We start from the raw sequence: 23,204 nt of genomic DNA, 5'->3' as shown, positions 1-23,204 counted from the left end.
CGGGAATCGTCCTTTCCTTACCCGTTCGGCTTGTTAATGGGATCTGTTGTTGTGGAAATAATCTTCTGTGCTTCCCGAACTTCACCACGGATCTGTGACATTTCTTCATCAAGACGGAATGCCGCCTCTGCTGCCCGGTGCAGACGTGCTTCGATGTGGCTTGGAATCTGCCCGGAATACTTGTATTGCAGGGAATGCTCAATCGTAGCCCAGAAATTCATGGCAAGCGTCCGAATCTGCAGCTCTACAAGCACCGGGTGCTCACCGTCGATCGTCTGAACCGGATACTCAAGCACCATGTGATACGAACGGTAGCCGCTTTCCTTTTTGTGCTTAATATAGTCAATTTCATCAACGATCCTGAAATCGTTTCTGATTTTGATCAGTTCCACAACGGTATCAATATCACCTACGAACTGACACATAATCCGGATTCCGGCAATATCAGTAATATTGCCTTCCACCTGATCGATCGGAATTGCTTTACGTTTCGCTTTTTGCAGAATACTGGACACCGGTTTCACCCGGCCGGTTACAAATTCAATCGGCGTGTGGCGGGGAGAGTGCCGATACTGTTCACGAATTCCTTTAAATTTCACTTTAAGTTCATCTACTGCCTGCTTGTAAGGGGCCAGCAGCTCATCCCATTCCTTCATATTCTGATCACCACCGCACTTGGTCTCTGTACATTTACTAATGCATTTTGCACTGCTAAGCAGTTTGAAAGGCTTTTTCCACCGCTTCAATCATGTCTTCCCCGTAGTTGGCATTCCCTTCGATATTTTCTACAAGATAATCGACTTCTGCCCAGAAATCCTCCAGGGGCAGGCTGACGCTGCTTTTGTCTGATGATAAAAGTTCGAGAATGACAGGCAGGCCTTCAGGTCTGACATCCTGCAGCGCCTCCCACGAAGCGGATGGGAAACGGATATATGTAAAGGATGAATCGTCTTCTATAACGTAAATAAGGGTCTTCGCATCTGAATCAGCGAGCATCCGCCTGCCTGCTTCAAGGGTTTCAAGCGCTGGCTTTGTTTCTTTTGTTTCTGCTCTCACTACAAGGGCGCCACCTTTACGTTCGAGTTCGGAAATTGTCCATTGTCTGGTCATTACGCATACCTCCAAAAAACATAAATCTGTATGTCATTAAGTTTATCATAATTCACTTCTGTACGTTAATAATACCCTTATTCCTTCAATAAAAGCCTCATTGTCATTACCTGATCCTTGTGAAATAATAAATGCAGAAAAAATAGAGCAGAGCAGGTGAACCTCAACCATGAATCAGGAAGTGGAAATCGAGTTTAAAAATCTTCTAAACGAAGAAGAATATCACCGTCTGAGAATGGCTTTTTTTAAAAATGAAGAGCCGTTTTCACAGACAAATTATTACTTTGATACGAAATCTTATCTCCTTAAGGATCACGGAGCGATGCTGAGAATCCGTGAAAAGGCAGGCAGCTACATTCTTACACTGAAGCAGCCAATAGATACGGGCCTGCTTGAAACCCATCAGTACCTTTCAGACAAAGAGGCCAGTACTGCGTTTGCCGGAAACGGTATCCCGGGAGGGGACGTAATCGAGCATTTGAACAAGACGGTTGATTTAGACCGCAGAGATTTCAGGTATCTGGGAAGTCTGACTACAGAACGCTTTGAACGAAAAATTGAAGGCGGTCTCCTCGTACTGGATCAAAGTACGTATCTGGACTTTACGGATTATGAACTGGAATTTGAATGCGCCGACGAGACGGAAGGAAAAAAAGCCTTCAGCAGCCTGCTGGATCTACATAAAATCGCCGAACGGGAGACACCAAGCAAGAGCCACCGTTTCTTTTCACTCTCACAGCAGACAAAAAGGACGTGATCGGATGACATTTCCTGTTGATCAGAAAAACAGCTATCAGCATTTGCTCCTTCAGACTTTCGGAGCAAGAATTGAACAGACACTAAAAGGGGACTCACCATTTGCTGAAACAATGAAACACATGAATGAAACTGCTTCACGCACTGCGGAAAACCAATTAACTGCTGCTGCAGAAACAACAAAACCTTCGTCAGCCGGCTTTACCGGGATTTCCAGCGCTGGCGGCTTTGAAAACCTGATTGATCAAACGGCACGAAAACACGGGGTCGACCCTAAACTTGTGTATGCAATCATCAGGCATGAATCCAATTTCAACCCCGATGCCAGAAGCCATGCAGGTGCGAGAGGGCTGATGCAGCTGATGCCGGCAACCGCACGAGGCCTCGGTGTTACAGACATGACAGACCCTGTCCAGAACGTGGATGGCGGGACACGGTACATCAAGGCCATGCTCGATAAATATAATGGAAATACTGAACTTGCACTTGCGGCCTACAACGCCGGTCAGGGAAACGTAGATAAATACGGCGGCATTCCCCCTTTTGCTGAAACCAAAGCCTATGTGCCAAGAGTTATGAATACATATCAAAGCATTTGACCTGCCTTTTCCGGCAGGTTTTTTATTTTTGGTTTCCTGCTGCAGGCGAAGGCAGTCACTATTGTTGCTCATAATTCATATGCTTGCTACAATAATCATTAATTACGGATGATAAAGGAGTTTGCCGATGAGCAGCCGGGCACGAACACCATATGATGTAATCGGAAAAGAAAAGCTTGAGGAACTGGTTGACGTTTTTTACACAAACGTCGCGCTCGATCCGGATCTTGCTCCTCTGTTTCCTGATGACCTTACGGAAACAGCACGTAAACAGAAACAATTTCTGACGCAGTTTCTCGGCGGTCCCCCAGCGTATTCGGAAGAACATGGCCACCCTATGCTCCGAGCCCGCCATCTGCCTTTTCCCATAACACCGTTCCGTGCTGAAGCCTGGCTCAGGTGCATGGATGACGCGATGGATGAAACCGGACTTGAAGAACCTTTCCGGTCGGCTTTCATGGAACGCCTGACTCAGACTGCCCGTCATATGATTAATACAACGGAGTAACAGCTCCTTTACAGGAGGGACGACAAATGAGAACCAAAGAAAGCAACACCATATGCTATGACGAATTAGGAATCTGTTGTCCTGAAGAACCAGCTTCTTTTTACACACAGAATCAGGGGAAAAAACCCCTCGAATTATACATGTTTATTGACCCGCTCTGCCCCGAATGCTGGGCACTGGAACCAATCATGAAAAAACTTCAGATGGAGTACTCAAATTACTTTAAACTGCGTACGCTCCTCGGCGATCAGACCCGCCGGATGCACGCCTGTCCGGACCGGAAGAAAGCCGGGCGCGCCCAGCGGCAGATGGCACAGGCATGTGACGAAACGGCAACCCGGACAGGAATGCCCTGCGACGGAGATGTGTGGATTGAACAGCCTATATCCATGCCCTATGCGGCATCGGTCGCTGTAAAAGCTGCAGAACTCCAGGGGGGCGCAACAGGCACAAAGTTTCTCCGGATTCTTCGTGAAGCACTTTTTGTTCATAAGAAAAATATTGCGGACGAAGATGTGCTTTTAGAGTGTGCCCGTAAAATCAAAGGGCTGGATATGTGCGAATTTCAGCACGATCTCCATTCCGACAATGCTGAAAAAGCACTAGGGGCTGATGCCTGCACGACGAAGGAAATGGATGTCAAAACCCTTCCGACACTGGTTTTCTTTAATGATGATGTGGACGAACCCGGATTAAGCGTTCCGGGCCTGTATGACTACGAAGTATATGTGGGGATTCTTAAGGAGATGCTCGGGTTTGAACCAAAAAAGTGCCCGCCCGTCTCCATTGAAAAGTTCCTAAAGTTCTATACCCTATGTGCATCAAAAGAAATCGCTGTTGTATTTAATATGACATGCGAAGAAGTGGATCGTGAAATGAAGAAACTGCAGATCCAGAGAAAAGTGAAATGTGTGCCGGTAAAGTCCGGCAATCTGTGGCGTTATATAGGATAGTTTTTTCAGCATAACCGGGCCGGACAGCAGCCCGGTTTTTTCTTGTCGTCCTCTCTCTGTCCGTACTAGCAGGGTCTTGGAATTCATATAATGAATACCGAAACCTGTCCACGGAAAGGAGATGCTTCCATGCAGTTTCAAACGATTATGATTACAACCGGAATCGTCCTTATTCTTGCAAGTTTTTGTCTCGTCGTTCTGAGCCTGATGAATATCTTTCCCAAGCTGATCGCCCTTCCTCTGCTCCTGGGCACTATTGTGTTTACCGTCCATACGTTTAACCACAGGCACCGCTTTAAAGGCTTCCACGGGGGGAGCACGAGAAACAGCTGAACTGTGCGGCCTGGCAGGACGGTCTGCCAAGAAATGAAGCCAGTAAAATACTGAAAACAGAAAATGGCGCTCACCAGGGAGCGCCATTCTTAATTTTGACCGGTTTCATCCAAGAGATCCCGGTTTCCTACCTTTTCATGCTGAACTTATCTTAAACCGCTTGCTTATTTATCCTCAAAAAGGAGTGTTTCAAGTTCCGAGAGGGTTTCTTCAAACACTTTCATTGCCTCTTCAATCGGCTCCGGAGAGGTCATATCCACCCCTGCTTTTTTAAGAACTTCAATTGGATAGTCGGAGCTTCCCGCTTTCAGGAAATCAAGGTAGCGCGTAACAGCCGCATCCTCTTCTTCCTGGATCTGTTTTGCCAGTGTTGTCGCTGCACTGTAGCCGGTCGCATACTGGTACACATAAAAATTGTAATAAAAATGCGGGATTCTGGCCCATTCGAGTGCAATTTCCTCATCTACAACAATGTTTTCCCCAAAATACTTCTTGTTCAGGTCATAGTATACCTCGGATAAAAGGTCCGGTGTGAGTGATTCGCCGTCTGCCGCTTTCTCATGGATAACTTTTTCGAATTCAGCAAACATCGTCTGGCGAAAGACCGTTCCACGGAATCCCTCAAGGAAATGATTGAGCAGATAAAGACGCTTCTGCTTATCATCGGTAACTTCGAGAAGATGGTCGTTTAACAGTGCCTCATTGCATGTTGAAGCCACTTCTGCCACAAAAATAGAGTAGTTGGCATACGGATACGGCTGATTCTTACGAGTATAGTAGCTGTGCACAGAATGACCAAATTCGTGGGTGAGAGTAAACAGGTTGTTCACATTATCCTGCCAGTTCATGAGGATATAAGGCATCGTGCCGTAAGCACCGGAAGAATAGGCTCCGCTGCGCTTTCCTGCGTTTTCCTCTACATCAACCCAGCGGTTATCGAAGCCTTCCTGGACGATGCTCACATACTCATCCCCAAGAGGTTCCACACCTTTTTTAACAAGTTCTTTCGCCTCTTCGTAAGGTACTTCCATTTTCACATCTTTCACAAGCGGCGTATAGAGATCATACATATGAAGCTCATCCAGACCGAGTGCGCGCTTACGGATGTCCACATAGCGGTGAAGAAGATGAAGGTTTTTGTTTACAGTATCCACCAGCTGGTCATAAACGACCTCCGGGATGTGATTTTTGCTCAGCGCCGCTTCTCTTGCAGAACTGTAGTTGCGCACACGGGCGTTAAAGAGATTTTTCTTCACGTTGCCGCCGAGGGTGCTTGCGAACGTATTTTTGTATTTTCCGTACGTTTCATAAACAGCTTTAAATGCCGTTTCCCGCACTGAGCGATCTTCACTCTCCAGGAAACGGAGGTAGCGTCCGTGAGTGACTTCCATTTCCCTTCCTTTTTCGTCTTTTACCTTCGGAAACTTCATATCTGCATTATTGAGCATCCCGAACGTATTGGAAGGCGCGCTTGTTACTTCACTTACCTGGGCAAGAAGAGATTCTTCTTTTTCAGAAAGAACGTGAGGACGGTTTTCATTTAATTCATTAAGCATATGTTTGTAGAGCTTAAGATCCTCATGTTCGTCAACGAAGCCCTGCAGCTTTTCCTCCGGAATTGAGAGAATTTCCGGGGTCACAAACGAAGCCTCGCTGCTTACCATGGACACGAGCTGGGAAGCACGGTCATTTAACCCCTGGTAAAATGAATTTGTCGTATCCTGGTCATAACGCATATGGGCATATGTATAAAGACGGCCCAGTTTCTTTGAAATCTCGTCCTGATAGCTGAGAGCTTCGTAAAGGGTGTCTGCCGAATCTCCAAGTTTCCCTTTGTATTCACTGATTTTCGGAAGCATGCCCTTTATTTCCTTAAAGGTCTCCTCCCACTTATCATCTGTTTCGAAAATATCTTCGAGATCCCATGTGAGTTCTTTTGGAATCTCATCTCTTTTTGGTAAAGCTGTCGTCTGTTCTGCCATAATGACACCTCCATATTAATTCCCTTCTTTCCGGCAGTGACCGGGCAGAGAAGGATGTTAAGCTGATTTAAGTGTACGCACCATAAATACGCACAATGGCTCCCCTTCTACTTCTATGAAGACCGTTAATTTCCTTCTTTTCTCCGGAAAAATTTTGATTATCGAAATAAATTAGAATTTGAGCCATTGTTTCTTCCAATATGCTCTCATAAAGCTTTGAATATATTCGTCATCCCTCATTAATACATCCATCGGTTTTTGAACGGTGATGTACCTGCAGACTTCGTACACCACCTCTCCTGTTTTTGCCACCACACCGAATTCCGTTAATACGTTCAGGTATTCGGTCAGAAGAAGCTTCACCATCGTGAGCCGGTTAAACGGAAGTTCCCTCATAATAAACCGCTGTTTTTCCACGTGACGAAGGAAAGCCTTTGTCAGCTGCGAAAGTGAAAAACGAAGCCCTGCAGGAATGGTATGGATAAAGCCTATGAGCACCCATGACTGCCAGACGACCGGGCGAGTGATCAGGAAAAATTGTGAGGGAAGAGCTACGCAGACCAGTGCAGGAAACAAGGAAAGACTGGTGCCGCTATTGTACAGAATAGTGGAGGCGAAGGATTCCCCGGCAGAAAGTTTTACCGGACGTTTCCTGCTCCTTTCACGCAGAATCTGTTTTTTCCAGTGCACAAAATAGTGATCAACCATTGTAATCGTAATAGGAGGCCGGTTCCTTTTTGAGGGAAAGAGTGAGGCTTCATGGCAGCAGGAGTTTTCTACAGACGAGTAAACGAAGGTTTTTCGCGGAGATAGATAAAAGAATGGGCCGTTAAAATTAAATGTGCCTGTATACGGGTTCAGGTACACGGAAGTGAGGTCAAGAGGCCCACCGTACTCAGGACAGGCGGTGAGAAGACCATCAAGCGCCGTCAGGTGTTTAATCTGCTGGAAACGTTCTTTTGAAATATCACTGGTAATGCCGATCCACCGTACTTTGTAACCTGCCTTTTCATAATTGCTGTTTCGCTTACGAAAGTGGTCATAGAGGATGGAAGAATGCTGAAGTTCAAGGATATGAGTATGATTATCTTTTTCATAGAGGATGTCAGGACGCTGTCCGAGATGCGGGAGGGGATGCTCGACGCGGGGAGTAATGTGCTGCTTTTTCAGCCAGTCACTGAGAAACCATTTCCCCTGGATGTGGGCTTCGGTTTCATTTTTGATCGATGAGGTACAGAAGCGGCCATGATCATGAGCAAAGTGCCAGGCTTTCTTTCTGCCGAGTTTTAAAACAACAGGTTCGGTGCAGTCGGGGCACAGGAACTGTTTCTCTTTTCGAAGTGCGGTCAGCTCTTCGCGGCTCCAATGGTCCATAAGTGAAATCGTAACTCCATCTGATCGGATCGCTGTCAGCATAGGCATCGGTCCTTTCGATTGCGATACATTCATTATACAAAGTGGGGAACGTATGTTCAAGATGTTTTCAAGATGATAAAGCAGGGACGTTTCTCATATTACATTTTTGTACACCTGTTAGCATTACCTGCACCGGCTTTTAAGAAATGTTAAGAAAGAACCGTCCCCATGTTGCAAATCAAAAAAGGCCCTTCGTGGTGAGGGCCTTACTCTTATGGCTCGTTCTGCTCAGCACTTTCAGTTACAACAGCGGGGAGAGCAGACGCGATGTGGATTCGATGATTTTGTAAAAAAAGGAACGCCGGATAAATGTGTCCTTGCGAATGACGTTTGAGTGCTCCATGTCGTAGATAAAATCACTGGCAAGGGCTTCCACGCTTCTTGTCTTATACAGGAAAGCATTCACTTCAAAGTTGAGATGAAAACTGCGCATATCCATGTTCGCTGTCCCGATCGACGCAATTTCGTTATCAACGATAATGATCTTACTGTGCATAAATCCCCGGTGATACTCGTAAATTTTGACGCCAGCATCAAGCAGCTCGGGAAAATAGGACCGTGAAGCGTGAAACACAATCCGCTTATCCGGTCTGCTCGGAACGAGAATCCTTACATCGATACCGCCCAGTGCTGCAATTTTAATAGCCGACAGCATGTCTTCATCCGGTATGAAGTAGGGGCTAGCAATCCAGATCGATTTTCTTGCAGAAGTGATCATAGTGAAGAAAAGCTTTTTAATAACCTCCCAGCGACTGTCGGGACCGCTGGCGATCATCTGGACACCACCGGTGTGTTCAGTATCCGGCAATGAGGGACTCAGATATCCTGGCTTAAGAGCGGTCTCTCCAGTGGCATAATACCAGTCTCTGAGAAAAATCAGCTGCAGGCTTCTGACTGCCTCCCCCCTGACCATCAGGTGAGTGTCCCGCCAGTGACCGAAGTAACTGCTTTTACCCAGATATTCGTCTCCGATATTCAAGCCCCCGATAAAGGCATAGTTCGTGTCCACTACAATGATTTTTCTGTGATTCCGGTAATTAATTTTGTTCGTAAAAAACGGCAGCCTCACGGGTGAAAAAGAGACCATTTCCACTCCGGCTTCACGAAGTTCATTTATGTATCCTTTCGGAAGCTTCCAGCAGCCGACAGCGTCAAATAAGAAGCGGACTTCCACCCCTTCTTTCGCTTTTTTCATGAGAATATCCTTAATCTCCCGGCCCAAACCGTCATCACGCACAATGTAATACTCCATATGAATATGATCTTCCGCAGCATTCAGCGCCCGCTTGATGTGGGCAAAGGTTTCTTTTCCATCCGTCAGCACTCTCGTGTCCGTCTGAAAAGAAATAGGATTGTTCGCAAGCCGGTGTGCCAGGCGGAACAGCTTCTGCTGATTTCCCCCCATCATTCCGAGCTGTTCTTCATCAAGAGGTCGGTTCCCCTCAATTTTATAAAAGGCCTGCTCATCCATAATCGCTTTTTTTGTAAACGATTTTCGTTTCCGGTAATTCTGTCCGAACATCAGATAAAAAACAAAGCCGAGTACCGGAAATACGCCAAGAACAATCAGCCACGTAAGCGTTCTTGTCGGGTTCCGATTTTCAAAGAAGATCACAACGCCGATAAAAAACGCCGTGAGTGAAAAGAAAATTGAAGCCCATCCCACAAGCCAGCCTTCCCAGTATGCCTGTGTCAAAAACAATGCTCCTACGATAATTGCAAGAAAAAGAATAACCTGAAGTCTTTTTAACATCCGCTTTCCCTCTTCTCTTTGTCTCATCAAGGGTACGTGCTCTCTCTATTATAACTGAAACACAGCTTGGATAGTAAGGGCGGAAACAGATCCTGGAAAGAGGAACAGTCATTTTCCTGAAGATGGCTGAGCAACCGCTTCTTTCTCCAGTATACTTCCTGCCGCTTGATCTTGTAATCGCTGTGCTGCACACCATTCGTTCCCTTGTAAAGATCAAGGTTAACGAATATCGTTTTACTCAAAAATAAAAAAAGCCGACGCAGAATCGGCTCCTTTTCTAGTCAAATTGTCCGCTGATTACTTCGAGGGCATTCTCCCCTACAATTTCTTTTCCGTATTCACGAATACGGTGAATGGTGATGTCCGACTCATAACCGTACTCCAGCATGCGGCTCAGGTGATTATCCTGTATTTCATCAGTAAAGCGTTCGTCCAGTGTCACGTAGATATAGTAACGGCCTTCAAAATGGTACAGGCTCGTTTCCACCTCTTCATTAAATGCCTTACTGAGGCTGATCACGTCTTCAAAATCATTAAAGCCGATGACAATGCTGAGGGTGAGTTCCTTTTCCCCGTCGTCGTCGGTGCGAAGCCGCCCTTCAAGCATATCAGCAATGTTGTCATCCACACTCTGATCATCTTTTTCATCCCCCACAGGGATTTCAAGCTTGACGTTTCCATCATTTACCTGCCCCCGGGTAACAATGACTTCCAGACCGCGTTCAAGAGCATGAACCTGAACCCAGAGTGGACCATCAATTTCAAAGTTTTCCTGGTCGTTTGCTTCATTCATCATTTCAAAGAAAAGCTCTTCACCGCGCTCGCGGTTATACCAGATTTCGTCCTTGTCAAAACCGCGTTTTTCTATATCTTTATATGTGATGAAAAATTTTAGCGTTGTATCATTTACGCGTTCGATCTCCATGTTGCTCACCCTTCCGATTGAGAGTTGGTGCACGCCAATCTGTCTTCGCTGTTGTCAATGTTTACCCTGAATGATGCTGTTTCAATCAAATGGGGCTTATTCTCTATTCTAAAAGAACTGCCGCTCAAATGAAATAGTCCTGCTCACATTCATCTTGTCTCTTCTGGGTTCTGATTAAGGTACAAGTTGTATAAAGTATTATGAAATGACTTTTAACAGACGTTCCATATCCATTAATAAACTGGTTTTAGATGATTTTATCGTTTATGGAGGGAGGAATCAACCGTTGAATTCAGATTTTTTTGTCGCTTTGCTGACCATTATTGGAATAGATCTGATTCTTGGCGGTGACAATGCGATCGTTGTGGCGATGGCCTGCCGCAAACTTCCCCCTCATTTAAGAAATAAAGCCATTACAATCGGAATTGTGTTCGCGATTGCTGCCAGAGGCTTGTTAACCGTTATTGCCATTCATTTATTGTCTATACCTTATTTAATGGGAATCGGCGGTGTTTTATTACTCTATATTGCGTACAGACTGCTTACTGCTGACGAAGGTGGTGCCGCCATAACCGGAGCAGCCAGTATGGCTGGTGCGATCAGGACAATCGTAGTTGCGGATGTGGTCATGGGTTTTGATAACGTCCTTGCTGTTGCAGGAGCAGCTGACGGAAACATCATCCTGGTCTTTATTGGACTGCTGATCAGTGTGCCAATTCTCATTTGGGGAAGCCGGTTGATTTTGTGGGCAATGAAGAAAGTCCCCTCCATCTTGTATATGGGTGCCGCTGTCCTGACGTTCACAGCTTCGGGAATGATTGCTCACGAATCCTTTATCTATTTCTGGCTGTTATACCACGGCTTGTCCGTTTTCGCATTTTCATGTGTAATGATTACCGTTGTTCTGGCTGCAGGATGGCTTCGTAACCGGATCAGCAGAGTTATCATTATCCGAACGTGAGCAGTCCAGGGCATGACATTGGCTCAGACAGGAAAGATGAGCAGCCGCTCCCTGAAAAGTTCTTTTCGTAAAATTGCTGCTATTAACTAGCACTAATTTCGTAGCGAAATGCCGCGACTGCGGGAAAAGCAACAACGAGCAACTTCACCACGAATAGGCTGCGAGTTGCTTCGACGCATGTACCTCGGAGCTGGACTGGAAGAGGAAGAAGTAGAAAAGCTCCCGAGGAGGCTGAGGCGTTGCCCGCGGAAAGCGTCGGCCTGCAGCGCAGAAAACAACAATGGATCCGAAAACAGCCTCCTTAAAAAAACAGAAAGCCTTCTGCATTGGACAGAAGGCTTTTGCATTTATTCGTTTACGAGCTTTTTGGCAGCTTCCTGAAGCTGGAATGTACGTACTTTCCGCGGCAGGAACCGGCGGATTTCAGCTTCGTTGTACCCGACCTGAATGCGTTTTTCGTCCAGAATAATCGGACGACGCAGAAGCCCGGGATGATCACTGATCAGCTGAAACAGGTCCTGAAGAGGCATATCATTAATATCTACTTCAAGCTCCTGGAAGACTTTGGATCGTGTGGAGATAATTTCGTCGGTGCCGTCTTCTGTCATACGGACCACCTCTTTCACTTCATCCACTGATAATGGTTCGGAAAAGATGTTACGTTCCACAAATGCGATATCGTGCTCCTGAAGCCATGCTTTAGCTTTTCGGCATGAAGTGCAACTTGGCGATGTGAACAGCGTTACCATGTAAACCGATTCTCCCTTCCATTCATATAGACTGCATGTATAAGAAAAGTGCATTGTCTGCTCTCTCATGTAGTAAAGTTACAACTCTTATTATACAATAATCATTCCAATTTGACTAGTGTCTTTATCAAAAACATGTACGGTCGTTATACACGTTGTACAACTTTTTTCGAGCAGATATACATTTTATTTACCACGCATCCAATAATATTAAACATTTTTCGGGTTATTTTTTCACGAAAAGATTGAGAAGTTCTGCACATAAACGGGCACAGTACTGTTTCACGGATAACAGCCCCTCCATGAGAGCCTTTTCATTATCATTTATATGTATGTATTCTCACTATATAATTGTAATTGTAACATGGAAAAACTGCCCCCGGTCGGCAGGGACAGTTTTTTCACTTTTTTTTAGAATCCTTTACGAACCGGATGATCAGGCGATTGTTTTCGACTGCGACGTAGGTTCACGGCGCGGGATCCGATTCACTTCGTTCCATTTCCGTTTCAACAGGTCCTGCCACAGCTGCTTCTTCCGGTTTTTACGACGTTTTTCTTTTCCCTTCATCGAAAAGTCACTCCTTTTTTTCTCCGGCCGTTTGAGCGGCTTATGCCTCCGGCCGAGCTTTTTCATCCTTTTCTTCAAAAGAGAACACTTTATCCGTTTCCTCATAGGATTCTCCGTACAGTTCTTCATCTTTGTACGTATGAATCGTTTCATATGTCTGTCTCATTTTATTATAGATGCTTTCTTCAGATTCGTTCGTCGGTGACCAGTAGAGAATTTCCATTTCGTTAATTTCTCCTGTATCAAGAGAACGTCTCCGGTAGCCGATGGATTTTGCGTGCTCAAAACCTTCACGTTTATAAAACCGCTGGCGTTTTTCTGTATCCGTATCCTCGTAATCCACCGGTTCCACTTCCAGGATAATCGGTTTGTTACGCTGCTTGAGCTTGTCAAGGAGCTTCTTACCGATCCCTTTTCCGCGGGCTTTTTTAGAGACGAACAAGTAGTCGATGAAGATGAAATCCTTCGCTTCCACATACATAAGTACATGGTATTCGCTTTCATCTTTCTTGTAAATGTCTTTCTTTTCCTTAAGAAGCAGATCCATATGCTCCCTGGATTTCATTTCTTCGACCGGAAAATACTGATTGAGCTTGTCATACCAGTTCATTTGCCCGTTACCTCCATAGTTTCTGCTCCGCCTTGCGCCTGTGCAGAGCTTTTCTAACTTTATTATATGCCAAAAAGCCCAAATGTTAAAATGCGAAGAACCGGTATGAAGCAAGAAACTATGTTGCAATTCCAAGTAAGGAGCGCCTATCGGCATTAGGGTAAGAAAAGCGCAGGCATCCTCCCAAATGCACAGGTGTCTGTTCACAATAACGCATTATCAGGATAAAGCGAGGGGCAGAACCCGCGGAAGTGTCTCCCGCAGGCTCTGCCCCGATTGAATTGGAAACTGTCTATTTCTTCAGCTTTTCTTTAGCAAGTTCCAGTTGATGCTCTACCTGCTTAAATGCTGTTCCTCCCTGGCTGTTTCGTCTGCCGACAACGTTCTCCGGTGCAATGGCTTCAAACACATCAGCTTCAAATAATTCACTGTGTTCTTTGTAGTCAGCAAGGTCAAGTTCAAGAAGAACGCTTCCCTTCTGAATCGCCTCAAGGACGACCTGCCCTGTTACCGCATGGGCATCTCTGAACGCCATCCCTTTTTTCACCAGATAATCAGCAAGATCCGTTGCGTTGCTGTAGTCACTGGTGACCGCTTTCTTCATCGTATCCGTATTCACGTTCATTGTAGACAGAAGCGGTGCAAGCAGGCTGAGTGAGCCTTCAACAGTTTCCACTGTATCAAACATGCCCTCTTTGTCTTCCTGCATATCCTTGTTGTAGGCAAGCGGCAGCCCTTTCAACACGGTTAGAAGACCAACGAGGTCCCCATAGACACGTCCAGTCTTAGCCCGAAGCAGTTCAGGAACATCCGGATTCTTCTTTTGAGGCATTATGCTTGAACCGGTACAGAAAGAGTCATCCAACTCAATAAAATTAAATTCCTCACTGCTCCAGATCACAAGTTCTTCAGACAGGCGTGAGATATGCATCATGAGAATGGAAGAAGCGCTGAGGAACTCCAGAATAAAGTCCCGGTCGCTGACCGCATCCATGCTGTTCGGATACACACTGCTGAAGCCGAGAAGCTCTGCAGTACGCTCCCGGTCAATCGGAAATGTGGTTCCCGCCATGGCGCCTGCTCCCAAAGGACAGACATCCACCCGTTTGAGGCTGTCCTGAAAACGCTCTTTATCCCGCTCGATCATCCAGAAGTAGGCAAGCAGGTGGTGGGCAAAAGAGACCGGCTGAGCCCGCTGCAGATGGGTGTACCCTGGAATCATCGTGTAAACATGGGCTTCAGCCTGACTGACAATCGCCTTCTGTACGTTTTCCAGGAGTTCGATTACAGTCTCGGTATGGTTTTTTAAATACAGGTGCATATCGGTTGCAACCTGATCGTTCCGGCTCCGGCCCGTATGCAGCTTTCCCCCGACTGAGCCGATTTCTTCGATAAGGAATTTTTCAATGTTCATGTGAATGTCTTCATCTGCTTCCGAAAAGATCAGGACGCCCTGATCATACTTTTCTTTTACACGGAGGAGGCCCTCTTTAATCTGATCGGCTTCATCTTCTGTAATGATCCCCTGTTCAGCGAGCATCTGAACGTGGGCGATACTCCCCTGAATATCCTCGTTCGCCAGCTTCTTATCAAAGCTGATCGAAGCAGTAAGCTGGTCTACGAGTTCATTTGTGGTTTTTGTGAAACGTCCTCCCCAGAGCTTTGACACGAGGCTGCACCTCCTTTGGCGGCATGAACATCTGCATACACTTTCGTGGACAGACCAAACAGTTTAATGAAACCTTCTGCTGCTTTATGATCGAAAGCATCACCTTTTGAATATGTGGCGAGGTCTGCGTTGTATAGGGAATTTGGTGATTTTCTTGCCACCACCGTATGCATGCCCTTCTGCAGCTTCACCTTAATTGTACCGCTGACAACTTTCTGTGTTTCATCGATGAACGCCTCAAGTGCTTTTTTAAGCGGTGAAAACCAGAGACCTTCATAAATCAGTTCCGTCATCTTTCCGTCCACCTGGGTTTTATACTGTGTGACTTCACGCGGCAGCGTGAGCAGCTCCAGTTCTTTATGAGCATTAATCAGGATCATGGCAGCGGCGTTTTCGTACACTTCACGGGATTTGATCCCGACGAGACGGTTCTCGACGTGATCAATCCGGCCGACACCATGGGCGCCGCCAATCTGATTGAGTTTTTCAATGAGTGGAACAAGATCCATTGCTTCCCCGTTCAGTGCAACAGGAACACCTTCTTTAAACTCAATATCGACGTATTCGGGCTGATCCGGAGTCATACTCAGTGGTGCGGTCCATTCGAACGCTTCTTCCGGTGCTTCTGCCCAAGTGTCTTCAAGAACACCTGCTTCACAGGCACGTCCCCAGATATTGGCGTCAATCGAGAATGGCTTTTCTGTGTTTACCGGTACGTCGATCCCTTTTTCCTTGGCGTAGGCAATCTCTTCATCACGGTTCATCCCCCACTCTCTGACTGGGGCAACTACTTTCAAGGAAGGGTCGAGAGCCTGAATCGACACATCAAAACGAACCTGGTCGTTTCCTTTCCCCGTGCACCCGTGGGCAACAGCGATGGCGCCATGGGCATGGGCAGCCTCGACGAGCTTTTTGGAAATCAGCGGGCGTGAAATGGCAGAGGACAGAGGATACTTCCCTTCATACAGGCAGTTCGCTTTGAGGGCGGGAAGGATATAGTCCTTCGCAAACTCCTCCTTGCCGTCCAGTACAATGGCCTCTTTCGCTCCAGTATCAAGAGCTTTCTGTTTAATATGGTCAAGGTCCTTTCCCTCTCCCACATCAATGCCGAGAGCAATGACGTCGTAACCGTAATGTTCCTCGATCCATTTAATCGCAACCGACGTATCCAGTCCGCCGGAGTAGGCTAATACAACCGTTGGTTTTTTGCCGTTATTCTCATTTGTATTATTGAAATCGCTGAATTCTTTCATTTATAATCTCTCCTCTTTTTTAAGTTCTGGTTTCTGTATAAAAATCCTCGAAACAGGTTTTTTATACATTTATATGAAAAAAATATAGTTGAATGCACATTTTATACACGAAACTTATATTAACGACATCGCAGCCGCAAGGAGCACCGCCTGTAAAACTGTTGTTTCTTATGGATAAGTTTAAAAATTCTCATCGTACAGTCCTCCTTGGTTTGAATAACATGTTTATGATTATAAATTCATAACGATATTTATTCAACCCCTTTTTGTATATTCTTTGATTGAATTTTTGTGACCAGCACATTATGACTAAGAACAAAAGCTTACGCGCCTATAAACAAGAAAAGCTTCGCTTCACGCCGTCCGGTCGCTTTCCGCGGCGGTGACGCCCTGCGGGATCTCACCCTGCCAACCTACTGCCGCAGGAGTCTCACTGCCGGCGTGAAGCGAAACAAGTAGAGATAACACTTATCCACAACATTGAATTTATAGTCTCCTACACAAAAAGAAAACCGACGAAACTGTTCTTCGTCGGTTTTCTATAAGCAGTGCTGTTTAATCTTCTTTTCCAGCGAGGAAATTGACGCCTTCTGTATAACGATTCCCTGCATTCCAGAGAAGGTACTCATCTACGCCGTTTTCATGAAGTGCACGAATCTGTGCTTCAACTTCTTCTGCACCGTATGGAATGAAGTTCCCGGAACCGAGGTAGGAGGCAGTAAAGTCCTGAAGCCATGGTCTCGAAACAGGCGGTTCATCGAGTTCAGCAAGTTTTTCATTTTCCAGTTTAATGTACTCTGTCACAAGTTCGTACGGATAAAGGTCAGGCTTGTCCAGACCAAAATGAGCGGTCCAGTGACTTGGGTAGATCATGGAACTGATCACGTCCACGTTCTCGGAAATCCGGGTAAAGTTCTGACCGATCCCTGGTGCTTCCGGAAGTGTAGCCGTATAACCGAAAATATCGACACTCACGTCTACATCGTATGCCTGAAGACGCTCGTTTGCATAAGCTACAAAGTCCGTTACAGCATCCACACGGCGCTGCACATTGTCCCCTTCACTGTCTTTATAATCACCTACATCATAGTTCAGGTCTTCGTCTCTGCGCTCAAATCCTTCCGGATAACGAACATAGTCAAACTGAATTTCCTGAAAGCCCATCTCCGCTGCTTTAATGGCAATATCTACATTGTAATCCCAGACCTCTTTAAGAAATGGATTCACGAATGCTTCACCGCGGCGGTTTTTCCAGACGGAGCCGTCATCGTTAGTGAATGACCATTCCGGACGTTTTTCAGCCAGAACCGTATCCTTGAACACAACGATCCGTGCAATCGGGTAGATTTCATGCTCTTCAAGACGCTCCATCATGGCCGTTGGATTGCTGATAAAGTTCTGAGCGATATCACTGTAAGGACTCTCTTCTTCAGGCTTGAATGTCAGCCAGCCGTCGTCATCCTTAACATCAATGACCATCGCATTGAGATCGGTATTGTCCATCATATCAACCAGCGTATCCATCCGAGCTCCGCCGGCTGAGTGAGCTGTCACAAATATACCCCGGACTGCATCCGGATATTCAAATGTATACCCTGAATCAAAGGTAAACCTGGCGACCCGCTCCGGCCACTCACGCTCTGCAAGGGCACTTTCCTTTTCACTGTGTACACCCATTGTCACCGTGTCATTTTCTTCTGCAAACCCCTGTCCGCTGCCGGCTGCCCATACTGCAATACCAGCAATAACTGCTGCTGCCGTCTGTTTCAATTTTTTCCCCATCTCTTCACTACCTTTTCTAAAGTATGTAACCAGGCTGTTCCCCTTTACCACCATTATACATTGTAAGGGGATCAGAACCAATGAATATTCCGGTTGATTTACCAAATTTCCACCACAATCCTACTCATTCCTGATAAAGATTGTCTCCGCATGGGAGACGTTTCTTTCAATTGTACATCTATTTAATCCTTCAAAAACAATAGCGCTGACGCACCTAAACATAAAAGCTGCTTTTCACGCCGTCCGTTCGCTTTCCGCGGCGGTGGCGCTGAGCCTCCTCGGGCTTTGCCCTGCGGGGTCTCACCCTGCCAACCCACTGCCGCAGGAGTCTCACTGCCGGCGTGCACCTCCGCATAAAAAAGATATATCAACAGTTACCGAATTTTATAAAATCCTAAACAATGAAAAAAACGAGCATCCGGATGGATACTCGTCTGAGGACGTTTTTTTTACTTATCTGCCCCGTACTCGGCCAGGACCCCTCCAGGAGCAAAAAATCTCTTAGTGCTTTCATCAACCTTCTCATCTGCAATAAGCGGTGGTGCATGATGGGGTTTAATCCTTACATCAATGATCATGCTGTCACAGCCCCAATGCTTGTTTTCATACCCGCTGTTTACCCCGTAAATATCATGGGAAGGGTTGCTTCTTGTAAAGGTCACCCATACAAAGTTGGCCATTGTCTCGCTGACGAAATCACTGTCATCACAGAGCAGGATTACGGGACATGAGCCAGCATCACCTTTTTTCCCGATAGCCGTGCTCAGTGCCTTTAATTCCTCCTGGGCCTGTTCATATGAAGAAAATGAACCGCCCTGCAGGGCAATAACACCAGGCATGACAAGCCGGGGATTTTTAATCTCCGGCAGCTTTTTTAAAGTTTCCGGCACTTCTTTACACAGCTCTCTTTTTTTATCTCCATACGCTGCAAATATGACTTTACTTCCTGTATTCAGACCTGTCCCTGAGTAATCAAGGGTATCAATTGTTGTGTTCGTCTGAAAGTGAATGTCTCGCTGCAGATCAATCCGCTCTAAAATATACTGGAAAAACGCTGCTTCATTATGCGTATCCAACGGCTGTTCATCCTCTGCGGTTATAAACAGATACTTTGCAAGGCTCAGCTGACCGGTTCCTAAAATACGGTTGGCGATCGTCAGCAGCTCCGCAGGCTGTTTCACCTTCTGATAAGGGGTATAACGCTCACTCCCAATAGCTAAAAGAAGCGGATGAACGCCTGCCGCATCTACGGCATGCACTTCCTTTACACCAGGGATTTCCTGTTTTATGGCATCGCCGGTTAACTCATGAATCAGATCTCCAAAGGACGTATCCTCCTGAGGAGGCCTGCCGACAACAGTAAAAGGCCAGACGGCATTCTCTCGTGCATACACTTTATGAACTCTCATTAATGGGAATTCATGCGTCAGGCTGTAGTATCCTAAATGATCCCCGAACGGCCCTTCCGGTTTTGTTTCATCTGGATGAATTTCCCCGGTGATCACGAAATCAGCATCGTGGCTGATACAGTAACCATTTTTGTAGCTGTACCTGAATCTCCGTCCGGCCAGCATGCCTGCAAAGGTCATTTCACTCAGCCCTTCAGGAAGCGGCATCACAGCTGAAAGCGTGTGGGACGGCGGTCCACCGATAAAAATACTCACCTTTAATGGCTCGCCTTTTTTATTTGCTTTTGCCTGATGCACCCCAATGCCACGGTGAATCTGATAATGGAGCCCAATTTCCTTGTCCAGCTCATAGTCATTTCCGGACAGCTGCACCCGGTACATCCCAAGGTTCGCGTTCATGATCCCCGGCTTATCAGCATCCTCACTGTAAACCTGCGGCAGGGTAACAAAGGCCCCGCCATCATTCGGCCAGTGCTGAATCAGCGGTAAATCAGAAATGGAAATCTCTTTAAAGCCGCCCGGTAATCCGGATGATTTTTTCGGCAGCGCTTTGGATGCAGCCAAGCCTGTACGTGCATGCTGAAACGGGTTTTTCAATGCTTTTACAGGATCATTTCTCAACGCCACAACATTCTGTGTGGAATTCCACGTTTTACGGAAAATAAATTTACTACGCTCCAGCGTTCCGAATAGGTTGGAAACGGCAGGAAACTCCGATCCTTTTACATTCTCAAATAACAAAGCCGGTCCACCTGCCTCATACACCTTTAAATGAATAGAGGCCATTTCAAGATAAGGGTCGACTTCCTCCTTAATGCGAACTAAATGTCCGTGTTTTTCCAGATCAAGAATACATTCTTCCAGGTTCTTATACATGATGAAAAGCTCCTATTAGTAAAGTTATGTCTCTATCATTATATCGTCTGTAACGGCAAATGTCTTTTCCCGTTAGAAAACAACCAGCAGATGTGACAGCCAAGAATAGATTGGAACCCTTCGGTTTTATTTCATTTATATCATAAAAGGATACTATTCTTGTTCAGTTTAATTGTATTTCGCTCCAGCTGGACGCTTTCCGCGGGCAGGGCCTCAGCCTCCTCGGGGAAGAACGCCCCTGCGGGGTCTTCTGCTCCTGCTCTTCCCGCTGGAGTCGCCGTCTTCCGCTTCATTACAATGGCTGTTGAGATAACAGTATTTTGTTTTAATCAAAGCTGATGTTAATTGCGAAAGCACTAATCTCCCCCTTCCAGCGAAAGGGTCTTAATGGTAAAATTAGGGTTCATTAAAAAAGACAAGGAGGGTCCGTATGCTGCTCACAATTGAATGGGGGGATGTGCTGTACCAGGTTATCACCCTTATTCTGATTCTATCGGTGCTGATTGGTATTCCGGCACTTATCGTTTTCTTTGTTCGCTCTGCAAGGAGGAACAGCAGAAATCTTGAGGAGATCAGGCAAAAGCTCGAACAGAACGAAAAACAGAATTAAACGGTTTGAATGGGCGGATCAGGACTCGATCTCCTCCCGGCTGCCACCTTCAATCTTTAAACGCTGCAGCAAAAGCCTTGGATTTCTTCACAGCTTCTTCTTCATCCGGGACGGCCTTCACGAGTTCCTCTGGTAAATACAGACGACCGCCTTTTACGACTTTCCTGACCGACCTCGTATGTCTAATATCCTCAAATGGATTTTTTTCAAGTACAACGAAATCAGCAGCAGCCCCCTCTATGATTCTGCCAAGCTCGTGTCGGCCAAGAGCGTCAGCCGCTGTAGACGTGGCTGCTTTAATCGCCTCCGCTTCGGTAAAGCCCGCATCCACGAGAAGCTCAAGTTCTCTGTGGAGAGCGAGACCCGGGTAGGTATAAACACCGGCAGGCGTGTCGGTACCGGCTGTAACCGTGCCCCCGAGTTCCTTATAAAGCCGGCTGACCGTCTGGTTAAAGCGGCCATGCTGTCCTACTCTGTTAAAAATCTCTTTGTGTTCCGCGAGACTCTCAAACTGCCTTTTTAATGCAGGTGTTAAAAAATGCTCGGCTCCTTCCGGCTTCCAGAAGTCCGGAAGGCTTCGCTGCTGGTCGAAGAGGGTGATCGTCGGGCACAGAACAACACCGGCATCAATCATTTTCCTGCAGACGGTACGGATCTCTGCCTCGTTCTTTCCTTCCCAGTCAATCCGCTCCCACTCTTCCGCCGGAGCCCCCATATGCCAGCCCGGATAGAGATCCTGGATGATTCCCGATGCATGCTCGTTCCACCGTATTCCCAACTCTGCTGCTGAAACAGCCGTCACCTCAGTCGAATACAGCAGATCGCAGCTTACGTCCTTGCCTCCCCTTGCAGCTTCAACTGCCGCTGCTGCCATGGAAGACCTGTCCAGAAGTGAATAAACCTTGATTAAATCCGCTCCTTGACTGATTTGTCTGTTGACCTCGGTTCGCACTTTTTCCGGGTCGTCTGTCACAAAGCTCCACGGGCTTGTGTCCCCCCATAGACCCGGCGGGCCGTCAATCATCCGATCTGCTGAAATAACCCTTGGGGTTGGAGCGTCAGCCGCTGCGCTGCGGAGAGTTTCCAGTTCAATTACATTCCCCGCTGTATTTCTTACAGTGGTTACCCCTGCAGCTGTGAAAAGCGGGGCAAACCCCTCTTTAATATGTACGTGCATATCGATCAGTCCCGGTATGATAAAACGGTCTGTCAGATCCACTGCCCCATTCGGCATTTCAGAGTCCGGGTCCTGTTCAATGTGAGTAATCATTCCTCTTTTCACCGTAAAACTGATCCTACTCATTCGGCCTGTCTCCGGATCTGTTAAGACCCCGTTATGAAATATCACAGCTGTCTCACTCCCAGTTATGTGAATTCTTCTCTATTGTTCTTCCCTCCATTATAACGGATTTTGTCATATTTACGGGCGTGTCCACATACGATTTTGAAAAGCGTGCATATGCTGAGAAATAACCGTTGACACAGGACCCTGCTGTCCTTATAATCAGTAACAATATACTTTTTTCCGGAAGCCGAATGTTTAGGATTCTCTAAATGTGATAAACAAAACATTAAGAAGGAGGTAATCAAGATGGAAAGAGTAACACTGACGCAGATTCTTAACCATGAAGTCACCCAGAAGTTTGTAAAACGCTCAGGCCTGGCCCACGCAGTTGCCGTATCGGAATATGCTTTTAAGCTGGCAAAGGTACACAATGTGAATCCTGACCTTGCCGTAAAAGCTGCCTTTCTGCACGATGTCGGCCACTATACCTGGTACCGTAACGGCCAATGGGACTACAACCTTTATAAGGAAAATGACATTCACGCCATTAAAGGCGCTGAACGGGCTCATAAACTGCTGATCCGTTTAGGTGAGCACCCGGTAAATGCGAAGAAGATTGCACTCGCAGTCCTGCTGCACACCGATTCGTATCTGCCTGAAGGTGAACTTCAGCTGGACCCGCTTCAGCACGTCGTGGCCCTTGCAGACAAAAAAGACGAAGAACCAGGAGGCAATCATCATTATAAAACAATCAGTGATGAGGAAGCAGAAGCCCGTCTGGAAAAGCTCGATCGTCTTGTGGAAGAGGCAGTTGAAGCAGAAAAAGAAGATACCGCTCTGGCTCAGTCAGCATCCGTGTCCTGATTGGGCCTTTTTGTTTGCCTTTTTATGGCGATCTTCGTTAAAAGTTTCCGTTGACGCCTCCGCACCTTCGTGCTAGATTGATAGTAGAAAACAGCTTTCCACTGAAAAGGGGAGTAGCGACCGGGAAACCGGTTAACGAATCGTCATTTCGGCCTTATTGGGCCCGGTTCGTTAAGCTCATGCGCATAGCATAAGTCCGCAAGACCTTTTTATGAAAAGTATTTCCAGTCTGT

22 protein-coding genes are annotated in these 23,204 nt (G+C 46.5%); 8 read left to right on the top strand and 14 right to left on the bottom strand.

Annotated elements, in window-relative coordinates:
• Positions 1-17: 17 nt before the first annotated feature.
• Positions 18-656 carry a GTP pyrophosphokinase gene (locus tag CR205_RS03860; protein WP_110517122.1) on the bottom strand — a complete coding sequence of 213 codons (639 nt, stop codon included), beginning with the start codon at positions 654-656 and terminating at the stop codon, positions 18-20.
• A 55-nt stretch (positions 657-711) separates the two neighbouring features.
• Positions 712-1,110 (bottom strand): UPF0738 family protein, encoded by a 399-nt coding sequence (locus CR205_RS03855; RefSeq protein ID WP_110517120.1) that lies wholly within the window; start codon positions 1,108-1,110, stop codon positions 712-714.
• A gap of 169 nt (positions 1,111-1,279) precedes the next feature.
• On the opposite strand from CR205_RS03855, the gene CR205_RS03850 reads away from it, so the two are divergent.
• From CR205_RS03850 to CR205_RS03830, 5 genes are all read left to right on the top strand, one after another.
• On the top strand, positions 1,280-1,867 hold the full coding sequence (locus CR205_RS03850) for a CYTH domain-containing protein (protein WP_110517118.1): 588 nt from the start codon (positions 1,280-1,282) through the stop codon (positions 1,865-1,867).
• A gap of 4 nt (positions 1,868-1,871) precedes the next feature.
• Positions 1,872-2,465: a lytic transglycosylase domain-containing protein gene (locus CR205_RS03845; RefSeq protein ID WP_110517116.1), complete on the top strand. Its 594-nt coding sequence runs from the start codon at positions 1,872-1,874 to the stop codon at positions 2,463-2,465.
• A 127-nt stretch (positions 2,466-2,592) separates the two neighbouring features.
• A complete protein-coding gene (locus CR205_RS03840; protein WP_110517114.1) occupies positions 2,593-2,973 on the top strand; it encodes a globin domain-containing protein in 381 nt (126 codons plus the stop codon).
• Between the two features lie 26 nt (positions 2,974-2,999).
• A complete protein-coding gene (locus CR205_RS03835; protein ID WP_110517113.1) occupies positions 3,000-3,926 on the top strand; it encodes a ClpXP adapter SpxH family protein in 927 nt (308 codons plus the stop codon).
• Between the two features lie 129 nt (positions 3,927-4,055).
• Positions 4,056-4,259, top strand: coding sequence for a hypothetical protein (locus CR205_RS03830; RefSeq protein WP_236634699.1), 204 nt, complete (start codon positions 4,056-4,058; stop codon positions 4,257-4,259).
• 164 nt (positions 4,260-4,423) lie between these two features.
• Here the strand turns inward: CR205_RS03830 and pepF are convergent, their stop codons facing one another.
• The 4 genes from pepF to mecA all read right to left on the bottom strand — a co-directional run bounded on the left by pepF (position 4,424) and on the right by mecA (position 10,335).
• On the bottom strand, positions 4,424-6,241 hold the full coding sequence (pepF, locus tag CR205_RS03825) for an oligoendopeptidase F (RefSeq protein WP_110517111.1): 1,818 nt from the start codon (positions 6,239-6,241) through the stop codon (positions 4,424-4,426).
• A 171-nt stretch (positions 6,242-6,412) separates the two neighbouring features.
• Positions 6,413-7,657, bottom strand: coding sequence for a competence protein CoiA (locus tag CR205_RS03820; protein WP_161524663.1), 1,245 nt, complete (start codon positions 7,655-7,657; stop codon positions 6,413-6,415).
• 241 nt (positions 7,658-7,898) lie between these two features.
• Entirely contained in the window at positions 7,899-9,410 is a 1,512-nt protein-coding gene (gene cls / locus CR205_RS03815) for a cardiolipin synthase (RefSeq protein ID WP_110517107.1), read from the bottom strand.
• Between the two features lie 277 nt (positions 9,411-9,687).
• Positions 9,688-10,335, bottom strand: a complete 648-nt coding sequence (gene mecA / locus CR205_RS03810; RefSeq protein ID WP_110517106.1) for an adaptor protein MecA — start codon at positions 10,333-10,335, stop codon at positions 9,688-9,690.
• Positions 10,336-10,621: 286 nt separating this feature from the next.
• On the opposite strand from mecA, the gene CR205_RS03805 reads away from it, so the two are divergent.
• Complete coding sequence (locus CR205_RS03805) at positions 10,622-11,296, top strand: TerC family protein (protein ID WP_236634698.1); 675 nt, start codon at positions 10,622-10,624, stop codon at positions 11,294-11,296.
• A gap of 347 nt (positions 11,297-11,643) precedes the next feature.
• On the opposite strand, the gene spxA is transcribed toward CR205_RS03805, so the two are convergent.
• The 7 genes from spxA to CR205_RS03775 form a co-directional block, all read right to left on the bottom strand.
• On the bottom strand, positions 11,644-12,045 hold the full coding sequence (spxA, locus tag CR205_RS03800; RefSeq protein WP_110517101.1) for a transcriptional regulator SpxA: 402 nt from the start codon (positions 12,043-12,045) through the stop codon (positions 11,644-11,646).
• A gap of 436 nt (positions 12,046-12,481) precedes the next feature.
• Positions 12,482-12,613, bottom strand: coding sequence for a hypothetical protein (locus CR205_RS20660; RefSeq protein ID WP_268877395.1), 132 nt, complete (start codon positions 12,611-12,613; stop codon positions 12,482-12,484).
• 40 nt (positions 12,614-12,653) lie between these two features.
• On the bottom strand, positions 12,654-13,223 hold the full coding sequence (locus tag CR205_RS03795; protein ID WP_110517099.1) for a GNAT family N-acetyltransferase: 570 nt from the start codon (positions 13,221-13,223) through the stop codon (positions 12,654-12,656).
• A gap of 292 nt (positions 13,224-13,515) precedes the next feature.
• Positions 13,516-14,892: an argininosuccinate lyase gene (gene argH / locus CR205_RS03790; RefSeq protein ID WP_110517097.1), complete on the bottom strand. Its 1,377-nt coding sequence runs from the start codon at positions 14,890-14,892 to the stop codon at positions 13,516-13,518.
• Positions 14,841-16,145: an argininosuccinate synthase gene (locus CR205_RS03785; RefSeq protein ID WP_110519668.1), complete on the bottom strand. Its 1,305-nt coding sequence runs from the start codon at positions 16,143-16,145 to the stop codon at positions 14,841-14,843. The genes argH and CR205_RS03785 overlap by 52 nt, the downstream gene beginning before the upstream one ends.
• A 555-nt stretch (positions 16,146-16,700) precedes the next feature.
• Entirely contained in the window at positions 16,701-17,927 is a 1,227-nt protein-coding gene (locus CR205_RS03780; RefSeq protein ID WP_110517095.1) for a putative glycoside hydrolase, read from the bottom strand.
• A gap of 449 nt (positions 17,928-18,376) precedes the next feature.
• Positions 18,377-20,212, bottom strand: coding sequence for a UbiD family decarboxylase (locus tag CR205_RS03775; RefSeq protein WP_110517093.1), 1,836 nt, complete (start codon positions 20,210-20,212; stop codon positions 18,377-18,379).
• Positions 20,213-20,642: 430 nt separating this feature from the next.
• Between CR205_RS03775 and CR205_RS03770 the strand changes: the two genes are divergently transcribed.
• On the top strand, positions 20,643-20,822 hold the full coding sequence (locus CR205_RS03770; protein ID WP_110517091.1) for a hypothetical protein: 180 nt from the start codon (positions 20,643-20,645) through the stop codon (positions 20,820-20,822).
• A gap of 49 nt (positions 20,823-20,871) precedes the next feature.
• Here CR205_RS03770 and CR205_RS03765 read toward each other — a convergent pair whose 3' ends face one another.
• Entirely contained in the window at positions 20,872-22,125 is a 1,254-nt protein-coding gene (locus CR205_RS03765; RefSeq protein WP_142669856.1) for an amidohydrolase family protein, read from the bottom strand.
• A 288-nt stretch (positions 22,126-22,413) separates the two neighbouring features.
• Between CR205_RS03765 and CR205_RS03760 the strand changes: the two genes are divergently transcribed.
• On the top strand, positions 22,414-22,971 hold the full coding sequence (locus tag CR205_RS03760) for an HD domain-containing protein (RefSeq protein WP_110517087.1): 558 nt from the start codon (positions 22,414-22,416) through the stop codon (positions 22,969-22,971).
• Positions 22,972-23,204: the final 233 nt, after the last annotated feature.

It is taken from the genome of Alteribacter lacisalsi (genome assembly GCF_003226345.1).
In the GTDB taxonomy this organism is placed as follows: Bacteria; Bacillota; Bacilli; order Bacillales; family Salisediminibacteriaceae; genus Alteribacter; species Alteribacter lacisalsi.
Note: the sequence above shows the minus strand (reverse complement) of the source record. Positions and strands in the feature narration are given on the sequence as shown.